Annotated in this window: 15 protein-coding genes; 7 read left to right on the top strand and 8 right to left on the bottom strand. The window is 67.4% G+C overall.

Annotated elements, in window-relative coordinates:
• Nucleotides 1-95: 95 nt before the first annotated feature.
• From QOZ99_RS02270 to QOZ99_RS02300, 7 genes are read right to left on the bottom strand one after another with little or no spacing between them, the layout of a single operon-like run.
• On the bottom strand, nt 96-791 hold the full coding sequence (locus QOZ99_RS02270) for a flavin reductase family protein (protein WP_306888253.1): 696 nt from the start codon (nt 789-791) through the stop codon (nt 96-98).
• Nucleotides 788-1,570 carry a GntR family transcriptional regulator gene (locus QOZ99_RS02275; protein WP_306888254.1) on the bottom strand — a complete coding sequence of 261 codons (783 nt, stop codon included), beginning with the start codon at nt 1,568-1,570 and terminating at the stop codon, nt 788-790. Before QOZ99_RS02275 ends, QOZ99_RS02270 begins: the two co-directional genes overlap by 4 nt.
• A gap of 30 nt (nt 1,571-1,600) precedes the next feature.
• Nucleotides 1,601-2,110 (bottom strand): nucleoside deaminase, encoded by a 510-nt coding sequence (locus tag QOZ99_RS02280; RefSeq protein WP_306888255.1) that lies wholly within the window; start codon nt 2,108-2,110, stop codon nt 1,601-1,603.
• Between the two features lie 54 nt (nt 2,111-2,164).
• On the bottom strand, nt 2,165-3,244 hold the full coding sequence (locus QOZ99_RS02285; RefSeq protein ID WP_306888256.1) for an ABC transporter ATP-binding protein: 1,080 nt from the start codon (nt 3,242-3,244) through the stop codon (nt 2,165-2,167).
• Nucleotide 3,245: 1 nt separating this feature from the next.
• A complete protein-coding gene (locus tag QOZ99_RS02290; RefSeq protein ID WP_306888257.1) occupies nt 3,246-4,067 on the bottom strand; it encodes an ABC transporter permease in 822 nt (273 codons plus the stop codon).
• Nucleotides 4,064-4,993, bottom strand: a complete 930-nt coding sequence (locus QOZ99_RS02295; RefSeq protein WP_306888258.1) for an ABC transporter permease — start codon at nt 4,991-4,993, stop codon at nt 4,064-4,066. Before QOZ99_RS02295 ends, QOZ99_RS02290 begins: the two co-directional genes overlap by 4 nt.
• A gap of 26 nt (nt 4,994-5,019) precedes the next feature.
• Nucleotides 5,020-6,150 (bottom strand): ABC transporter substrate-binding protein, encoded by a 1,131-nt coding sequence (locus tag QOZ99_RS02300; RefSeq protein WP_306888260.1) that lies wholly within the window; start codon nt 6,148-6,150, stop codon nt 5,020-5,022.
• Nucleotides 6,151-6,881: 731 nt separating this feature from the next.
• Between QOZ99_RS02300 and QOZ99_RS02305 the strand changes: the two genes are divergently transcribed.
• The 6 genes from QOZ99_RS02305 to QOZ99_RS02330 all read left to right on the top strand — a co-directional run bounded on the left by QOZ99_RS02305 (nt 6,882) and on the right by QOZ99_RS02330 (nt 15,767).
• Complete coding sequence (locus tag QOZ99_RS02305) at nt 6,882-7,145, top strand: hypothetical protein (RefSeq protein ID WP_306888261.1); 264 nt, start codon at nt 6,882-6,884, stop codon at nt 7,143-7,145.
• Nucleotides 7,146-7,826: 681 nt separating this feature from the next.
• Nucleotides 7,827-8,192 carry a hypothetical protein gene (locus QOZ99_RS02310; protein WP_306888262.1) on the top strand — a complete coding sequence of 122 codons (366 nt, stop codon included), beginning with the start codon at nt 7,827-7,829 and terminating at the stop codon, nt 8,190-8,192.
• A 54-nt stretch (nt 8,193-8,246) separates the two neighbouring features.
• On the top strand, nt 8,247-9,878 hold the full coding sequence (locus QOZ99_RS02315; RefSeq protein ID WP_306888263.1) for a collagen-like domain-containing protein: 1,632 nt from the start codon (nt 8,247-8,249) through the stop codon (nt 9,876-9,878).
• Nucleotides 9,879-9,988: 110 nt separating this feature from the next.
• Nucleotides 9,989-12,571: a peptidase domain-containing ABC transporter gene (locus QOZ99_RS02320; RefSeq protein WP_306888265.1), complete on the top strand. Its 2,583-nt coding sequence runs from the start codon at nt 9,989-9,991 to the stop codon at nt 12,569-12,571.
• Nucleotides 12,534-13,934: an HlyD family type I secretion periplasmic adaptor subunit gene (locus QOZ99_RS02325; RefSeq protein ID WP_306888266.1), complete on the top strand. Its 1,401-nt coding sequence runs from the start codon at nt 12,534-12,536 to the stop codon at nt 13,932-13,934. The genes QOZ99_RS02320 and QOZ99_RS02325 overlap by 38 nt, the downstream gene beginning before the upstream one ends.
• Before the next feature lie 12 nt (nt 13,935-13,946).
• Entirely contained in the window at nt 13,947-15,767 is a 1,821-nt protein-coding gene (locus tag QOZ99_RS02330) for a tetratricopeptide repeat protein (RefSeq protein WP_306888437.1), read from the top strand.
• Between the two features lie 141 nt (nt 15,768-15,908).
• Here the strand turns inward: QOZ99_RS02330 and QOZ99_RS02335 are convergent, their stop codons facing one another.
• The gene (locus QOZ99_RS02335; protein WP_306888267.1) at nt 15,909-16,790 is read right to left on the bottom strand and encodes a hypothetical protein; all 882 of its coding nucleotides are present in this window, start codon (nt 16,788-16,790) and stop codon (nt 15,909-15,911) included.
• A 77-nt stretch (nt 16,791-16,867) separates the two neighbouring features.
• Here QOZ99_RS02335 and QOZ99_RS02340 point away from each other — a divergent pair, with 77 nt between their 5' ends.
• Nucleotides 16,868-18,940 carry a glycosyltransferase family 2 protein gene (locus tag QOZ99_RS02340; RefSeq protein WP_306888268.1) on the top strand — a complete coding sequence of 691 codons (2,073 nt, stop codon included), beginning with the start codon at nt 16,868-16,870 and terminating at the stop codon, nt 18,938-18,940.
• Nucleotides 18,941-18,945: the final 5 nt, after the last annotated feature.

Here is an 18,945-nt window from a genome sequence, read left to right on the forward strand (position 1 = left end):
AACCTGTCGTCGAAGCCGGATGCTAGAGGATCCCGCGCCCGTTGCGTAAGCAAAACGCCGCCTTTGCCCACATCTCCACCGCGAACGCGCGCGGCTCAGGGCTTCACGGGTTGGCCCGCCCTCTCGCCCGGCCCCAAGCGTGCGGACCATTCGGCGAAGGTCGGTGTCGGCATGTCGAAGCGATCGCGTATCGTCGCGCAGGTGCTGCCGCCGAGGCGGGCAATGGCGTCGAGCCTGGCCGGATCCACCCGCAATCGCTGCGGGTCCACGACATCGGCGCGATAATGCGCATAGAGAATCTCGCCAAGCACAATCTGGCGCGACTTGCCGAGTTCCAGCGTCATATGGCGCCGGCATTCGAAGGCGGCGGGCGCCTCGCGGATCCACGGCGACGCGACCTTGACGCCCGGCGCCGCCGTGAACCCCGCGGCCGCCAGTTCGTCCTCCCCGGGTGGAAAGTCGGCGGCGCACAGATGCATGCCCTCGGCGAGGGCGTGCGAGACGATGTTGACCGTGAAGACCTCGGTCAGGCGGATATTCGACGCGGTGTCCTTGAAGGACATGTCCGCGTGGTTCTCGACCCCCAGCGCCAGGATCGGCGGATCGGCCGAGAGGCAATTGAAGAAGCTGAACGGCGCGGCATTCACCCGCCCCTGCGGGTCGACCGTCGTCACCAGCGCGATGGGACGCGGCACGATGGTGCCGATCATCAGCTTGTAGCGCTCGCGCTCGCCAAGCTCGCGGAAATCGAAGGCGACGGAACCGGTATCCGGCTCAAGGATGCGGCTCATGATCCGAGCCCCCTTATGCGCGCGGCATAGGGCGCGAGCACATCGCGAATGTCGCGTTCGGCCTTCTCCTGCAGCAGCGCGCGGCTGGCGACGGCGGCGAGATGATGATCCATCAGTTCGCAGGCCCGGCCGGCATTGCCGGCGATCAGCGCATCGACGATCTCGCCATGCTCGCTCACGCCGCAATCGGAGGAGTGCGGGCGGCCATACATGGCGAGGATCAGCGAACAGCGCGACACGACCTCGGTCACGTAGCGCACCAGCACCTGATTGCCGGTGAGGCGCGCGAGCAGCAGGTGGAACTCTCCCGCAAGGCGGATGGATTCGACCTCGTTATGGCCGGAAACGGCCAGCTCGCGGGCGACATGGTCGCGCAGCACCGCGATCTCGCCGGGCTTGAGCCGGCCAGCCAGGCACTCGGTCACGATCCGCTCGAGCCCGCGGCGGACGACGAACACGTCGCGCCCCTCGTCGAGGGTCGGGTTGGCGACGAAGGCGCCACGATTGGGTTTCAATTCGACCAGTCCTTCCACCGCGAGGCGGCCGAGCGCTTCGCGCGCGATGGTGCGGCTGGTGCCGAAGGCGTCGCCGATCGCGTCCTCGGGAAGCTTCGCCCCAGGCTGCAGTCGCTGCTCGATGATGGCCTGCCGAAGCGCGTCCTGCACCGCCTCGGTACGGGAGATGGTGGCGGCTTCCCCGCTCGCGGGCGGACCCTTGCCCTTCGCGGTCGGGTCGTTGACCGAGCGCGAGGCTCCGCTTTTGGCGCGTGAAATGTTCATGCGAAGTCTCTTTCTTTCGTATGCACTGAATCAGCCGCCCGAGGCGGTGGCAGACTTGCGCGCTTTGACCCAGCTGTCGAGGATGGCCACGGCATCCGCGTCCATCGCCTGCTGCGAGGGCATGGCGCGGTCTTCGATGCGGGCGCCGGCGGCCGCACGCACGGCATCGACGTCGATCGGATGCCGCTCGCTGGCCGTCAGCGAGGCAAAGGCGGCGCCCGCCTGCTCCATCGAAGCGGCGTAGTACAGCTTCGAGATGCCCGCCACTTCCATGGTCGCCACGCACATCGCGCACGGCTCGCACGAGGTGTAGAGTTCGCAGCCGGTGAGGTCGACGCATTCCAGCCGGCGGCAGGCATCGCGGATCGCCTCCACCTCGCCATGCGAGGTCGGGTCGAAATGCGCGCGGGAATGGTTCAATCCCTCGCCGACGATCGCCCCGTCCCTGACGATGACGCAGCCGAACGGCTCGGTTCCCGGCAGATCGAGCGCCTGCCGCGAAATCTCGACGGCGCGGCGCATGAAATATTCCTGATACATGTCGTCCTCCTCCTGAAAAGCCTCATCCCGCAAAGACCGCATGCCGCAAAAGCCTTACGCCGCCTGCGGCAGCAGCCAGGCGTGGCGCGGATCCCAGCTGAGCGTGACCCGCCGGCCCGGCACCAGGTCCAGCGCCTCGATCTCGTGTTGCTGCTTCTGCACGCGGAACTCCGCGCCCCCCTCGGTCTCGATGAAGACGGTCTGCGTCGAGCCGACGAATTCGAGCCCGAGTACCGTGCCGGAAATGCCGGGCCCGTCCGCGCCGCGGGCAAGGGTGATCCGATCCGCGGCGATGACGAAATCGCCGCGGGCGCCTGCGGGAAGCGGCGTTTCGGCCGGCACCTGAAACGTGCCCAGCGCGCTGCCGATCTCCAGCAGCCCGCCGGAGCCACCCCTCACCTCGCCACGGACCAGGTTGTTCATGCCCATGAATTCGGCGACGAAGGCGTTGGCGGGCGCGCGGTAGACATCCTGCGGGCGCCCGACCTGCTGGATGCGCCCCTCGCTCATGATGACGATGCGGTCGGCGAGGGCGAAGGCCTCGGACTGCGCGTGGGTGACATAGACGAAGGTGATGCCGAGCTCGCGATGCAGCCGCGACAGTTCGGTCTGCATGCGCACGCGCAGATGCGCGTCGAGCGCGGAAAGCGGTTCGTCGAGCAGCAGCACGGATGGCTCCGTCACCAGCGCGCGGGCGATCGCCACCCGCTGGCGCTGGCCGCCGGAGAGCTGCGCGATGTTGCGCTCCGCCATGCCGGCGAGGCCCAGCCGGTCGAGCCATTCCAGCGCGCGCGCGCGGCGCCGGGCGGCACCCACCTTCTGCATGCGCAGAGGGAAGGCGACATTCTCGACGACGCTGAGGAAGGGGAACAGCGCCAGGCTCTGCCACACCATCGGCGTGTTGCGCTGGAAGGCGGGCACGCCGCGCATGCTGTCGCCGCCGATGCGGATATCGCCGCCGGTCGGCGCGTCCAGCCCGGCGATGAGACGCAGCGTCGTCGACTTGCCGCAGCCGGACGGGCCCATGATGGCGATGAACTCGCCGGCTTCGATATCGAGATCGATGGACTTCACGGCGTGATGATCGGAATAGCGCTTGTCGAGCTTGTCGAGCGCGATGAAGGGCGTCGGCATGTCACTCTCCGGAACGGGGTTTGGGGCGACGTCCGGCGCGCACGCCGGTGAAGCGCTGGGCGAGCAGCACCAGTGCCACGCTGATCACCAGCACCACCGTGCCGATGGCATTGATCTTCGGATTCACCTGCCCCTGCAGCAGGTTGAGGATGCGCACCGGCAGCGTCTCATGCACGCCACCGACAAACCAGGCGATCAGGAACTCATCGAACGACACCGCCGCCGACAGGAAGAAGGAGGCGATCAGCGCCGGCCGGCAGAAGGGAATGACCACATGCAGCAGCGCGGACAGGGGCGAGGCCCCGAGGTTCCACGCGGCGGGTTCGAGATCGCGGCTGAGATCGTTCAGCCGCAGCCGGATGATCGCCATGGCGAAGGAGGTGGCGATGGCGACATGGCAGGCCATCACCGTCTCCAGCCGGCCGAACAGGCCGATGCGGGAGAGGAAGGCGAGCATCGCCATGCCCAGGATGGTGGCCGGCACGGCGGGCGGCACCGCCACCAGCAGGATGAAGGGCAGCTTGAAGCGAAAGCGGTGGCGGAAGTCGAGATAGGCCGCGGCAAAGCCGAGCGCGGTGGCCAGCGCCGCCGTGCCAAGGCCAACCAGCACGCTGTTGAGAAAGGCGTCCCGGATCATCGGGTCGGCGAGGATGGCACGGTGCCATTCCAGACTGAAGCCGCCCCAGGGAATGGTGGGGAAGCGGTTGGCATCGAAGGAGAACACCACGATCACCAGCATGGGCGTGGCGAGGAAGACAAAGAGCGCGCCGAGCAGACCGTATTGGGCGAGGCGCGACAGGCGGGTGGCGAGCGTGCCGTTCATCGCGCGGCCTCCTTGCGCGCCGCGCGGCCGCGCGACAGCCATTGGCCGAGGCCCAGAACCAGCGCCAGCATCAGCAGCATCGACACGCCAATGACCGAGGCGCGCGGCCATTGCGAACCGGATTTCACCGTGTCGACGATCAGGATGGAGAGCGTCGGCGGCTTGGAGCCGGTCATGAAGAGCGGGCTGATATAATCGCCGAAGGCGAGCAGGAAGCTCGTCGTCGCCGTCAATGCGATGGCCGGCCGCAGCGAGGGGAGGATGACATGCGCGATCACCCGCGCGCGCCGGCAGCCGAGATTTTCCGCCGCCTCGATGAGCGTGCGGTCGATGCCGGCCATGGCGAAAACCAGGATCAGCACCGCGATCGGCAGGGTGAGGGTGAGGAGCCCGACCTGCAGCGAGACGGCGCCGCCCAGCAGTGGCAGCGGGCCGATGCCGACGGCCCCGACCACGGCGTTGATGATGCCTTCGGGGCTCAGCACGATCTGCCACGCATAGATGCGCAGCATGTAGCTGGAGAAAACCGGCACCACGAGGAAGGCGACGGCGAGGTCCCGCGCCCGCGCGCTCAGGCGGAAGGCAATGGTGTAGGCAGCGGGAAAAGCGAAGGCGGTGGCCAGCAATGTCGTCGTGCCGGCCACCGCGATCGTATGCACAAGCGCCCGCTGGAAGGTCGTGGAGAACAGGATGCGGCTCCAGTTGTCCAGCACGAAGGCCGGTTCCAGCCGGAACGCCTTCACCTGCCAGAACGTCACGATGACAAGGAAGACCAGCGGCGCCGCGAAGAACACCGCCTGCCACAGCAGCACGGGCAGGCCGAGAACCGCCGGCAGCACCTTGGGCGAACCCGCCATGCGCGCGCGCGGCATCTCCAACCAGCGCCGCCGGGCGCTGGCACGCGTCGTCACAGAGGCAGCCGTCATGGCGTGGCTCCTTGGTTCGCGGGGGATCAGAGGCTCTTGAATTCGCTCCAGGCGTCGTTCCAGTCGGCGATGTCCTGCTGCTTGGGCAGCTGGCGGAACTGGATCTTCTTCGCCTTGTACTCGTCCATCACATTCGGGCCGGTCAGCGTCATGCGCAGGATCTCGGCTTCCTTCGGCATGGTCTCGTTCAGGAGCTTCCAGCCGGGAATCGAGGGGATCGACTTCTTGTTGTCGACCTTCGTGGCCATCTTCACCTGCCCCTCGGGTGAAGTGGTGTACTGGATGAACTTGCGGGCGAGGTCACGCTTGGGGGTGCCCTTCACGATGGAGAGCGACTCCGTCCACTGCAGGCCGCCTTCCTCCGGAATGATCGTATCCACCGGCACGCCGTTCATGCGCAGGCCGAGCGTGATCCACTCGCCGATGCCGGGCACCAGCTGCGCGCGGCCATTGGTGAGCGAGGAGAAGATATCGGCAATGGTGTAGAAGCCCGAGGCCTGTGGCTTCAGCGAAAACATCTTCTCCTTGACGGCGGCGAAATGCGCCGCGTCGATGTCGAAGGGCGGCCGGTTGCCGTTGGACAGGCTGATCGAGCCCATGGACGGCAGGTACCAGTCGAAGAAGCCGACCTTTCCCCTGGCCTTGTCGCTCCACATCGCGGCATAGGAGGCAACCTCCTTGGGCGTGAATTCCTTGGTGTTATAGGACAGGCCGAGATAGCCGAAATCCGTCATCACCCCATAGAGCTTGCCGTCGAACCAGTGCAGCGGGAATTTCTGGAACTCCGGCCAGTAGTCCTTCAGAGGATAGTCGGCCGGGTCGAGTTCCTCGATGAAATCGGCCTCGTGCAGCAGATGCATGTACTCGGCATCCGCGAGGACCACGTCGAAGGAGCCGGGCGGCGACTGGTTGATCACGGCCAGCATCTGATCGCCGCCGACATATTCCTTGATGCGGATCTTGACGCCGTTTTCCTTCTCGAACCGCTCGACCAGATAGGGGTCGGCATTGCCGGGCCAGGAAAGATAGTTCAGCACCTTGGGATCGTCCGCCTGCGCGGCGGACCAGCGGGACGTGGCGGCGAGGGCACCGGCGGCAATGCCGGCCTTCAGCAAGGAGCGGCGACTGACGTCGCCTGCGAAATCGGGAGTGCGCATCGAGGTCTGTTCCTGCATCTGGATTGTTATCGTATGCATCAAGTGCATGCGATAACAAAAGCAAGGCGCATGCCAAACCTTCCCGTCGCTGCTTCTTCTGGTTTATCAATGACTTGGCAAAAAGTGGGGCGAGGCGGCCGAACGGGCCGCTGCTGACTCCGGAAGCTCCGTGACTATTTTGCGTGCACTAAGTGCGTGCAATGCTGAGCGGAAATGTCGGGAAAAGCTCCGTGTCGGGCCGCCGCGTTCGGATGCAGGGACGGCTCGCCATCCATGCCCGCGATGGAGTGCTGAAGGCAGGGCCATCCGGAGCGCCCAACCTGCTCGTCAACGCCCTATGTGCCGACCTGGCGGAAAGACCTGTGGATGGCGGACGCAATGACGGACGCAGCACCGCCATCGCACGCTGAAATTGTACAGGCATAATACATTATATACACCAAGCAAGTCACAACGCCTTGCGAAACATCCTGCGTTTCCTGACGCCTTGACTGCCGATTTTTGAATTATCCATCAATCAATATTGGATCTTTTCACCGAGGTCGATGCGACACAACGCTACAGTGATTTAATACGGCAGGCCTCCACCCTCCGCCGCCGCGGAAACTTTTAGGGGCACGCGCCCGCACCTTGACAAGAGCTTGCAAACGCGCGCGCTGCATAACGGATGAGCACACTGCGACGGTATTATGAACTTGGATGGCAGCCCGCGAATCACCGAAGCTCCCACCATGAAACCGCTTCAGATCGTTAGAAAAAGACTTGTCAGGCACGGCGATGCCTGGCGTGTCGCGCCGGATGATGGCCCGCCGGCGACGAGCGTATGGCCGGGAACGTTCGTCTACATTCCCGGCCCGCTTCGGGAAACGCGCGCCCGGATCGATGCCGTGCGCACCTTTGGCACCGCGGCCCTGTATCCTGCGGAGGGTGGCGCGTGGGTTCAGGCACCGATGCCCGACCTGGAACGCATCGTCCGCGCCATCACGCCTGCCTGACGCCTCTACCAGCCTCGATCGAAGGCCTGCCCTCGCGCCCAAAACCCCCGCGCCCTGCCCTCGCGCCCAAAGATTGCGGATTCAGGACACGGCCGATGCCGCGTTCCGCTGCGGAATATCGCATATCCGAAACCTCCCGTTCTTCGAAAGACCGAGACGCTCAAGCGCTTTCGAGCGAAGTGGCTTCCGGTTCGCGTGAAGAAAGCGCGCCGATCCAAGAACCTGAAGCATTTCCGGTGAAGCGGAATTCACTGGACGTGCTCCAGGGAAGGTTCGACGTCATCCGACCCCCGGCCCGGTTTTTCCGTGGCATCGGATGCATCTTGCCACCACGCGACAGACCATCCGGACCGATCGCGCAAAGCTTTGCCGGATATGTTTTTCCGCCAATGCGCCGTCGCAGGCCGTGGCGAGCCCCCGTGATCGTTGACACCGGCTCCAGCCGGCGCGAACGGCGCGCGCAACTATTTTTGGATTCTTTCGCTGCGTGAGCAAATCTGCTCAGAACTCATCCCGCGAAGTCCATAGCATCTCATCTACGGGATGCACTCTATTCCCTTGAGCGTTTGCTCCATGTCCACCGTAACCCCTCAGGTTCCGCTCGCGAACCCGTGTCCTTGACGCGGTGCGACAGCTTTTGCCGAAGCTTTCCAACATCCACATCACGAAAGGTACGTTGATATGAGCGACGAATTCTTCAGAGCGTCCGGAATCGATACGAACGAGGGCGCGAATAGCGTGTTCGTCTGGTGTCGCCTCAACGGCCAGGACAGCCACGTCCTCGTGGGCTCCGGCCATGTCGTCCCCGCGGGCAGCATCTTCCCGCCGGGCATCAAGGCCGGCCAGTTTTCCGTGGTCTTTCCGCTGCCGTTCGACAGTTCCAGCGCGACCATCATCGTCACCGACGACAAGGACGGCAAGAACCGCCTGCCGGGGGTGAGCATCACGCCCTGCGTCATCCGCGCCGGCTCCGGGCAGGCCATGGCCGCCGCACCCGCCGTCCTGGCGGTTCAAGCGTCCCGCAATAACGGCCACCGACCGAACTAAGCAGACACTTCAAGGGCTGGACAGGGCGAAACGCACACAACAGGAGAAGAAACCATGAGCCAACTAGCAACAGTCATAGGTCGGGACATCGCCGGAACGACGATGTTCATCTACTATAACGACGGCGTTAATTTCACGCTTCTGGCCAGCGCCTCCAATACCACGGCCGCGAATGACGCCCAGGACGGCATCAATGTCGGCTTGGCGTCCTATGCCGCGCTGGTCTACCTGCCGGACGGGTATGATATCGGCAATGTCGTCGTCTACAATCAGGCGGGCACCATTCAGATACCGGGTACCAACCCGCCCGCCAGCGGCTCCTTCACCATCGCCGCCGTTGCGCCCATCGGGGCGACCGGCGCGACAGGAGCGACCGGCGAAACGGGGGCGACCGGCGCGACGGGCGAAACCGGTGCGACCGGCGCTTCCGGCGCAACCGGGCAGGATGGCGCAACCGGGGCAACGGGCGCCACAGGGCAGGCCGGCGCTACGGGCGCGACCGGCGCCAGCGGAGCGACCGGTCAGTCCGGCGCGACCGGCGCGACCGGTGCCAGCGGAGCGACCGGTCAGAATGGCGCGACCGGCGCCAGCGGCGCCTCAGGCCAGGCCGGCGCGACGGGTGCCACCGGCGCGAGCGGAGCGACCGGGCAGGACGGCGCCACGGGGGCCAGCGGCGCGACCGGCGCCAGCGGTGCCTCAGGCCAGGCCGGCGCGACAGGCGCAACGGGCGCCAGTGGAGCGACCGGGCAGGACGGCGCCACAGGTGCCAGCGGTGCGACCGGCGCCAGCGGTGCCTCAGGCCAGGCCGGCGCGACAGGCGCCACCGGCGCCAGTGGAGCGACCGGGCAGGACGGCGCCACGGGGGCCAGCGGCGCGACCGGCGCCACCGGCGCTTCGGGTCAGGACGGCGCCACGGGAGCGACAGGTGCCGCCGGCGCAACGGGTGCCAGTGGAGCGACCGGGCAGGACGGTGCCACGGGGGCGACAGGTGCCGCCGGCGCAACAGGCGCTACTGGCGCGACCGGCGAAGCCGGTGCAACGGGCGCCACCGGGTCGACCGGAGAAACCGGTGCAACGGGCGCTTCTGGCGCCACCGGTGCAACGGGCGCGACCGGCACTTCTGGCGCAACGGGCGAAACCGGTGCCACGGGCGCGACCGGCGCGACCGGCGAAGGGTCGACCGGCGCAACTGGACCGACCGGACCGACCGGACCGACCGGCGCCACCGGGCCAACCGGTCCGTCGGGCGCCCTGGGCAACCCGGGGAACGGCCACGGCAACGGCAACGGTCACGGTCACGGTCACGGTCACGGTCACGGTCACGGTCACGGTCACGGCAATGGCAATCACCACGCCCCGTCGGGCTGGAACCGCCATGTCTGCCAGAACGACCGCATGACCTTCCGCTCCGGCTCGTCCAACAATGATCATGGGCGCACGGGGCCGAGGGGCGGCGGCGGCCATGAAGGGTTTGACGGCTCCTACCGCAACGTCCTCAAGACCTTGGGCTCGACCCTGACAGCCCACGACATTGGCGGGCGCGGCCTGGCTTCGCTGGGTGCGGCCAACAACAACCATCGCCCGTCTGGCGCTGGCGCTCCGGTCAACACGGGGAACAACTCGGGCTCGATCGCTCCGAGCTTCGAGAACCACGGGCACATGATGAATCTCCCCAAGCATTGGTGAGCTTCTGAACAGGTGGAGACCGGCCGGGCGGTCGGTCTCCACCGACGTCTATTTCATGAACGCGTGTCCGCCTTTCGCGAGCGCTGGCCCGCCCATCGAGGATCCGACACATGGAACATCGCTGGGGCATTTTCATCGCCGGCTTCTTCTCCTCGGCGCTCAATGTCTTCTTCCCCGCCGTGCTGGTCGTCTTCTTCCTGATGTCCGAACTGGGAATCGCCCGGGAGGGCATGGGGCCACTGGTCGCGCTGGCCTGTGCGCTGGCGGCGGCCCTCGGCCTGCAAGAGCTATTGGAGCGGGGTGGCAGGATCTTCGCAGGGTCACCCCGGGGGGGCGGGCGGGAAGCGCCGCGACAGGCGCCGTCCGCGCCGCGCTCGCCGCCCGCACCCGTCGCCCGCGCCGCCGGTGGGGGCCGCGCGCCGGTCGTCCCTGATGAGGTGGATTGGCAGGCCGAGATCGACGCCTGCGCCGCCTCGATGAATGCCCACACCATCGTGCAGGCCAGTGGCCAGCTTCCGGCCCGGCTGGCCGCGGCCACGGCGGTCGCCCGCTATCACGGTGTTGATCCCGATCCGCGCGAGGCCAGGGCCGATGCGGCGGGAGCGGCGCCCACCGCCCGCCTTCTGGTGGAATGGTTCCGCCGCTCCGGCCTGTGGGCGCAGAGCGTGAAGCTCAGCTTTCGCCAGTTGATGAAGATCGACAGCCCGGCGCCGATCCTGCTGCTGCTGACCAACGGGGACGCCGCGCTGGTGGTTGGCCGTGATCGCGAGCACGGCGTGCTGCTGGTGCGCGATCCGCTCGCGCCGGCCCACGAGCCGCCGATGGCGGTGACGGAACTGCGCCTGAAGCAGGTGTGGGATGGCGAGACCGTGCTGGTGCGCGCGTCGCGCGCGGGCAACACGGACGAAGAGCCGTTCGATCTCGGCCTGCTGACCCGGCTGGTCTGGGGCGAGAAATCGATCCTGCGCGACGTCGCGATCGGTTCGATCACCATCACCATCCTGAGCGTGCTTCCCGTGCTCATGATCATGACGACGCTCAATACCGTCGTCATCTACAAGAGTTTCAACACACTGACGCTGATCGTGGTCGTGCTGGTCATCGCGCTCATCTTCGAGATGCTGATCACCTGGTCGCGGCGCATGCTGCTGGTGGTCCTCGCCTGCCGCCTGGATACACGACTGAACCTCGCCATCTTCGACCGGCTGATGACGCTGCCGATCGATTTCTTCGAGCGTAACCAGGCCGGCGAACTCTCCTACAAGATCGCCCAGTTCTACCGCGTCCGCGATTTCCTCACCGGCCGGCTGATGACCACGTTCATCGACGTCGCCATGGTCGCATTGCTGCTGCCCGTGCTGTTCTACATGGAGGCGACGCTCGCCTGGACGGTGCTGGTCGCCGCCGGCTGCATCACGCTGGTCATCGCCGCCTTCCTCCGGCCGCTGGCGCGCATGACGGCGAAGCTGGTTCAGGCGGAATCCAACAAGGGTTCGACGCTGGTCGAGAGCATCTACGGCATTCGCACCATCAAGTCGCTCGGGCTTGAGCCCACCCGTGCGGCGGAATGGGACCAGCGCGTGGCCGAACTCGGCGCGCTCAACCTGCAGATGGGCAAGCTGAGCAACTGGCCCATGGTGCTGGTGATGCCCTTCGAGAAATATACCGTGGCCGGGGTTCTGGCGCTCGGCGCCTTCATCGCGCTGAACTCCGACAACCCGCTCTCGCTCGGCGGCCTGATCGGCTTCATGATGCTGGGCGGGCGCGTCGCCGGCCCGCTGGTCAGCCTCGCCCGGCTGCTGCAGGACGTTCAGGAAGCGCGTCAGGCGCTCTCGCAGGTCGGGTGGGTGCTCAACCGGCCGACGGAGAAACGGGCGCTCACAAACGGGCTGCGGCCGCGCTTCTACGGCGCCATCAGCTTCGAGGACGTGACCTTCACCTATGAAGGCACCAAGCAACCGGCGCTCGACAAGGTCAGCTTCGCCATCGAGCCGGGCTCGATGCTCGGTCTGGTCGGCCGCTCCGGGTCCGGCAAGTCGACCATCACGCGGCTGCTGATGGGCATCAACCGCGACTATTCGGGCTCGGTGAAGATCGACGGCACGGATCTGCGCGAGATCAACCTGCGTTATCTGCGCCAGAGCTTCGGCGTCGTCTTGCAGGACAATTTCCTGTTCCGCGGCACGGTGAAGGACAACATTCTCGCCGGCCGTCCCGGCCTGACCTTCGAGGACGTGGTGCGCGCGGCGCGGCTGGCGGGCGCCGAGGAATTCATCGAGCGGCTGCCGCAGGGCTACGAGACCCTCATCCAGGAGGGCTCACCCAACCTTTCCGGCGGTCAGCGCCAGCGGCTCGCCATTGCCCGTGCGCTGATCGTCGACCCCCGGCTGCTGATCCTCGACGAAGCGACCTCCTCGCTCGATCCCGAGAGCGAGGCGCTGATCAACGCCAATCTCCAGCGCATGGCCGCCGGGCGCACGATGGTGATCGTCTCGCATCGCCTTTCGTCGCTGGTCGATTGCGACCAGACGCTCGTGCTCGATCGCGGCAAGGTCGTCGATATCGGGCGGCATCGAGAACTGGTCGAGCGCTGCGCCGTCTATCGCCATCTCTGGATGCAGCAGAACCGTCATATGGACCCGCAAGGAAAAGCTCATGTTGCGCCTGCTCCGAAGCTCAGCCAGAGGGGCTGACGACGAGGCGGCGGGCGGCAACGCCCTTCCGCCGGCCGTTCTCGAATTCGGCAGCCCGTCGGCCGCGATCATCGCGACCCGTGTGCCGACAATGTCGCGGGCGATCAACCTGTTCGTCTTCCTGCTCGTCGCCTCGATGCTGGCGGCCAGCGGTCTGATCCACATCGACAAGGTCGTCTCGGCCACCGGCAAGCTGGTTTCCGACGCGCCGAACATTCTCCTGCAGTCCTTCGACCAGACCATCGTCGAGAGCATCGATACGCGAAAGGGCGACATCGTCCGCAAGGGCCAGGTGCTCGCCCGCCTCAACCCGACCTTCAGCTCCGCCGACCTGATCTCCATGAAGGACCAGGTCGATCTGCTGAGCGCCAAGGCGGCGCGGCTGCTGGCGGAGAGTGACGGCGCCGTCTATCTCGCCGACGCGGCCAACCCGCATGCCGCCTTGCAGGCCTCGATCTTCCAGCAGCGTTCCAGCGAGCACGGTTTCGCGCTGCTGAATTTCGACCAGAAGATCAACCAGCTGAAGACCCAGATCGCCGGCAACGATGCGCAGGCGTCCTATTATGTCGAGCGCCTCGAACTGGCCTCCAAGGTCGAGACCATGCGCCAGAAGCTGCAGGACGTGCAGGCCGGCAGCCTGCTCAACACGCTGCTGGCCAAGGACGCGCGCCTCACCATGGCGGCCTCGCTTTCCCAGGCGCAGTCGGAAGGCGCCGAGGCGGGCCGCAAGGCCGCCGCGCTGGAGGCCGAGCGAGAGACCTTCGTCCAGCGGCGCAACAGCGAAACCTCCCAGGAACTGGCCGATACCCGCCGCCGCCTCGTGCAGGCGCAGCAGGATTTGACCAAGGCGGACCTGCACAACGAGCTGGTCGTGCTGACCGCGCCGCGCGACGCGGTGGTGCTCTCGGTCGCCAAGATCTCGGTCGGCTCGGTCGTCACCAGCGCCGAACCGCTGATCTACCTCGTGCCGCTCGATGCGCCGCTCTCGGTGGAAGCGGATATTTCCGGCATGGATAGCGGCTATGTCCGCCCGGGCGACGAGGTCACGATCAAGTTCGACACGCTGCCCTACCTGCAATATGGCAGCGCCCGCGGCACGGTGCGCGGCATCAGTCCGGACAGTTTCAGCCCGGAAACCACGGCGCAGGAAGGCGGCTCGGCCATGCCGAACCGGCCGCGCTCGCTCTACTACAAGGGCGACATCGTGCTCGACGAGATGATGATGCACGACACCCCGCCCGGCTTTCGGCTGGTGCCGGGCATGCCGGTCGTCGCCGACGTCAAGGTCGGCACCCGCTCCATCCTTTCCTACTTCATCACCAAGATCCTTCCCGTCGCCTATAGCAGCATGCAGGAGCCCTGAGCCGTGGCCCACATGACCCTGCCGGGCTTCCTCGCCATGCGGCTGGACCGCCTGGCCTCGAGTTCCCCCACGCGGGCGCGGCAGCGCGCGGAACGCCTGTTCGCACGGTCGCCGGAGCGCTCGCTCGCCCTGTTCGCGGCGGCGGCCGAGGCGGGCGATGCCGAGGCGTCTTTCCGGGTCGGTGAATGCCTGCTTGAGGGAGGCGGCACGGCCAGCCACCCCTCGGAAGCCGCGCGCTGGTATCACCGGGCCGCCATGGCCGGCCATGTGCGCGCGCAATGCCGGCTGGCGCAGCTCCACCTGTTCGGGTTGCCGCGGCCGGAGGCGGGTCCGCGCACCGGCCTGTTCGAGCCGGTCGCCACCGAGCGCGCCGATTTTCGCGCGGCGGCCGTCTGGGCCCGACGTGCGGCCGAAGCGGGCGCGGCCGACGCCCAGGCCATGCTGGCCTATATCTTCACCGCCGGGCCGGACGACATACGCCATCCCGAGGCGGCGTTCGAGTGGTATCGCAAATCCGCCGAGCAGGGCTGCCCGCAGGGCCAGCTCGGCTATGCCACCGCGCTGATGGCGAGCGCCCATACCACTGAGGAAGTCGCGGCCGCGCGCTGGCACATTGTCCATGCCGCCAAGGCCGGCCTGCCGACGGCGCATTTCCTGCTCGGCCTCGGCGCCGAGCACGCGATCGGCGTGACGCGGGACGAAGCCGAGGCGCGCCGACACTACGCTTTCGCGGCCAAGGCGGGCATGGCCAAGGCGCAGGCCCGCCTTGGCCTGCTGCTTCTGGAGGGGCGTGGCGGTCCGGTCGACCTGCTGAACGGCGAAAGCTGGCTGCGGCGCGCGGCCCTTGGCGGCGATGCCGACGCCGCCGCCCGGCTCGGCGACATCTATGCCCAGGGCGGCGAGTTGCCGCCCAACTTCGCCGAGGCCGCCCATTGGTTTCGATCGGCGGCGGAGGGCGGACACAGCGCGGCGGCGCGCTCGCTCGGCATGCTCTATCTCACGGGCGCCGGTGTGATCCGCGACCCGGACGAGGCGGCCATCTGGTTCCAGCAGGCCGCCCGCGCCGGCGACGCCCCGGCACAGGCGGATCTCGCGGCGCTGTGGCAGGCGGGTTCGGCCGCGCGGCTCACGCAGGATCCCCCGCCGGTGCATGTGTGGTTCGAGCAGGCGGCCGCGCAGGGCGACCTCGCCGGCGCGTTCAACTACGCCGTCTGCCTGGCCGAGGGCATCGGCGTAGCGCGCGATGACGAGAGGGCCGCCTTCTGGCTCCGGCGGGCGGCCGAGGATGTGGTTGACGCGCAATACTGGTACGGCCGCTTGCTCGCGGAAGGGCGCGGCGTGGCACGGGATGAGGCCGAAGCCGTGCTCTGGTTCTCCCGTGCCGCCGCGGCGGGGCAGGCCGATGCGCAGGTCGCGCTGGCCGAGATGCAGGTCGAGGGGCGCGGCACCGCGCGCGATCCTCCCGCCGCGCAGGCCCTGTTCCTGCGCGCAGCCTCGGCGGGGCATGCCGGCGCCATGTTCGCTCTTGGCGCGCTGCAGGGCGGCGGACACGACATCGAACCCGACCCGCGGGAAGCCCGGCGCTGGTTCGCGCTCGCCGCCGAGGCCGGCCACCCGATGGCCGCCCTCATGCTGGCGCGCTACGCCGCGCACGGCATTGGCGGTCCCCGCGACAGCGAGGCCGGCGCCTACTGGTACGCGCAGGCCGCCGCGCGCGGCCTTGCCGGAGCCGCCGACGAAGGGGCGGCGCTTGGACCTCAACCGACGCTGGCCCGGCAGGCCGAAACGCCGGGGGAACCGCTCGCCCTGCTGGCCGACGCGGTGGAGCGCTGACCCATGCCGCGCGCCACCCGCCCCGTCAGCCTCGCCGGCCCCGGCCACCTCGCCGACCCCGGCCCCGGCCCGGTACAATCGCCCCTCCGCCCCGTGAAGGCGAGAATGACGCGTTCCACGCCTTCGCCCCGCGCCGGCCGTTCATCCCGCAGCGAGAAGCTGCCGGATCCGGCGCGGCAATCGGCCGGGTGCGTTCACCTGCGCGCAGCTCTCCTCCCAGCGGTCGAGATAGTCCGGCAGCGCAATGCCGCTCCGTTCCGGCCAGCGGTTGAGCGCGCCCAGATCGGCGATGGATGCCGGATCCTCCACCAGCACGCCGAACAGGGTCGAGACCGCGCCCTTGGCGTCGACGAGACCGCCATGCGCCTCGAAGAACGCCTCGTGCGCCGCGAACCACGAACCAAAGCCTGCCGCCATGCCCTGTTCCTGCGCGGTGGCGCGATAGCCGGCGAGCAGGGTATCCCGGTAGCTTCGGATGGAATCGGCATAGGGGCCATCACCGGGAAACGGCGGGGAGCGGCCCCACCCGTGCGCAAGGCGCCCGAGCCCATGCAGGGAGAACGCCTCCACCAGAGCTTCCTCGACCCACTGGCAGGGCGTGCGCGGCGCGGCATTCGGCTTCCAGCTGTTGCACAGGACGTGACCCAGTTCATGGCCGAACTGGTAGGCGAGATTGCACCAGTCGCGCGGGCCGACGATCACCGTGACCCAGGCCGTGGCCGGATCCTCCGAATGCAACCAAACCGAGGGGTAGCCGCCCGGCTTGTCATCGACGCGCAGCCTTTCGGGCTGCTGGTCGGAGACGAGCGCCACCCCCGCCAGGCAGGCGAGGCGCATGCGGCCGATCACGGCGGCGGCATCCGCCTTCGCCGAGCCGCCCCAGTCGCCACCCAGTTGCAGCGGCGCCGTGAGCAGGGTGAAGCGGGCCTCGGTTCGAGCCGCATCGGCGCGTGCCGGTGCCCGGCGGAACGGCAGCAGCAGGCAACCGCCAAACAGGGACAGGAGGCACCGTCGGCTCATCATCGCACGGCGACGGTCATGGCCATCCCTTTCATCGGGACCGGGCGCATCACCGCCCCCGCGCACGGAGGCACAAGACGATGAACGCTTCAGGTCAGATGGTCTGTCTGAACATGATCGTCAAGAACGAGGCCGACGTCATTCGCCGCTGTCTCGACAGCGTACGGCCGATCATCGACGGCTGGGTGATCGTCGACACCGGCTCCACCGACGGCACGCAGGACATCATCCGCGACTATCTGCGCGGCGTGCCGGGCGAGCTGCACGAGCGCCCGTGGCGGGACTTCGCGCATAACCGCTCCGAGGCGCTGCAACTGGCGCGCACCAGGGCGCACGGCCCGGGCGACTACACGCTGATCATCGACGCCGACGACGCGCTGCAGATCCGCGCGGGGGATGGGCTTCCCACCCTCACCGCCGATTCCTACATGGTGACGATCCACGACACATCCCTCGTGTACCAACGCCCGCAACTGGTGCGCAGCGCGCTGGCGTGGCGCTATGAAGGCGTGCTGCACGAATATCTCACCTGCGAGGGCGCCGCGCCGCACGGGCAGATCCCCGCCATCAGCATGCGGCGCAACCATGACGGCGCCCGGCGGAAGGACCCGACCACCTATCGCCGCGACGCGGACGTGCTGGAGGCCGCGCTGCGGACCGAGAGCAACCCGTTCCTCATCGCCCGCTACCGCTTCTATCTCGCGCAAAGCTATCGCGACTGTCGGAACTGGGAGAAGGCGCTGGAGAATTATCGGCTGCGGGCGGATCTCGGCTTCTGGCAGGAGGAGGTGTTCATCAGCCTCTATTGCGCGGCGCAGATGATGGAAACACTCGGCCACACCGAGCGGCAGGTGATCGACGCCTGCCTGCGCGCCAGCGACGCCCTGCCCACGCGCGCCGAGGCGCTGCATCGCGCGAGCCGCCTGTGCCGGCAGAAGGGGCTCTATGAGGAAGGCTACGCGATCGCCCGGCGCGGGCTGGCCATTCCCCGGCCCGAAGGGGCCCTGTTCGTCGAGCCATGGATCTATCAGACCGGCCTGCTCGATGAATTCTCGCTCAATGCCTATGGCTGCGGGCGCAAGCGGGACTGCCTCGACGCGACCCTGAAGCTGCTGGCCACCGGCTACTTGCCGCCCGCCGATGTGGCGCGGGTGCTCGCCAATGCCCGGCTCGCCAGCGAAGGGCTGCCGCGCGATCTCGCCCCGGCGGGGCCGGATGGGTTGAGCCGTGCCACGCGGCACGCCCTCGCACCCGCGCGCGCGCTCCACTCTCGCCTCAAGGGCGCACCACGGGTCTTCGTCACCCTCATTGCCAGCCAGCAGGAAGCCCTGGTGCCGCTGTTTCTGGAGCGCCTTGAGGCACTCGACTATCCAAAATCCGCCATCACCCTGTCGATCCGCGCGCCCGACAGCACGGACGGCACCGCGACGCGCCTGCACGCATGGATCGCGCTCAAGGGCGCGCTCTATGCCGGGGTGGAGTTCGAGGCCGACGACGCGTGCGCGCCGCCCGCCGCCTCCATGGTGCCGCGGCGCGACGGCGCCCGTCCCCCCCGCCTCGGGCGTCTGCGCGACGCCGGACTGCGACGAGCCGTGGAGGCGGGCTGCGATTTCTGCTTCGTGACGGAAATCGGCCACGTCCTGCGGCCGGGCACGCTCCGGGAACTGGTGGCGCTGGATCTGCCGATCGTCGCGCCGCTGCTGCGGGCGATCGGGCCGGCCGATCCCTATTCCAACTACCATTCAGACATTGATGTGAACGGATACTACAAGGAATTCGGTCTGTATTCGCTCATTCTCAATCACGACATCTGCGGCATTCTGGAACAGCCGGTCGTCAATGGCAGCTATCTCATCCGCGCCGACATGCTGGATAAGCTATCCTATCAGGACACGACGCTTCGCGATGACTACGTTGTTTTTTCGGAAAGCGCCCGCAAGCAGGGGATAGGGCAATATCTCGATAATCGGCAGATTTATGGATACATGGTCGGGCGCGACAGCCAGACATCAAATCTCTCCGACGAGATTGCTCGTGCGAGAGACCTGCTGAAGGATGATCCCGGCATCACGGACACCGGGCAACACATGATGGCGTCCATCGAGGAGGAAGGACGGCGGCACGCATCCCTCATGCTGGAGACAGCCAGATAGCCGCC

The sequence above is a fragment of the Ancylobacter amanitiformis genome (assembly GCF_030814815.1).
GTDB classification, from domain to species: Bacteria; Pseudomonadota; Alphaproteobacteria; order Rhizobiales; family Xanthobacteraceae; genus Ancylobacter; species Ancylobacter amanitiformis.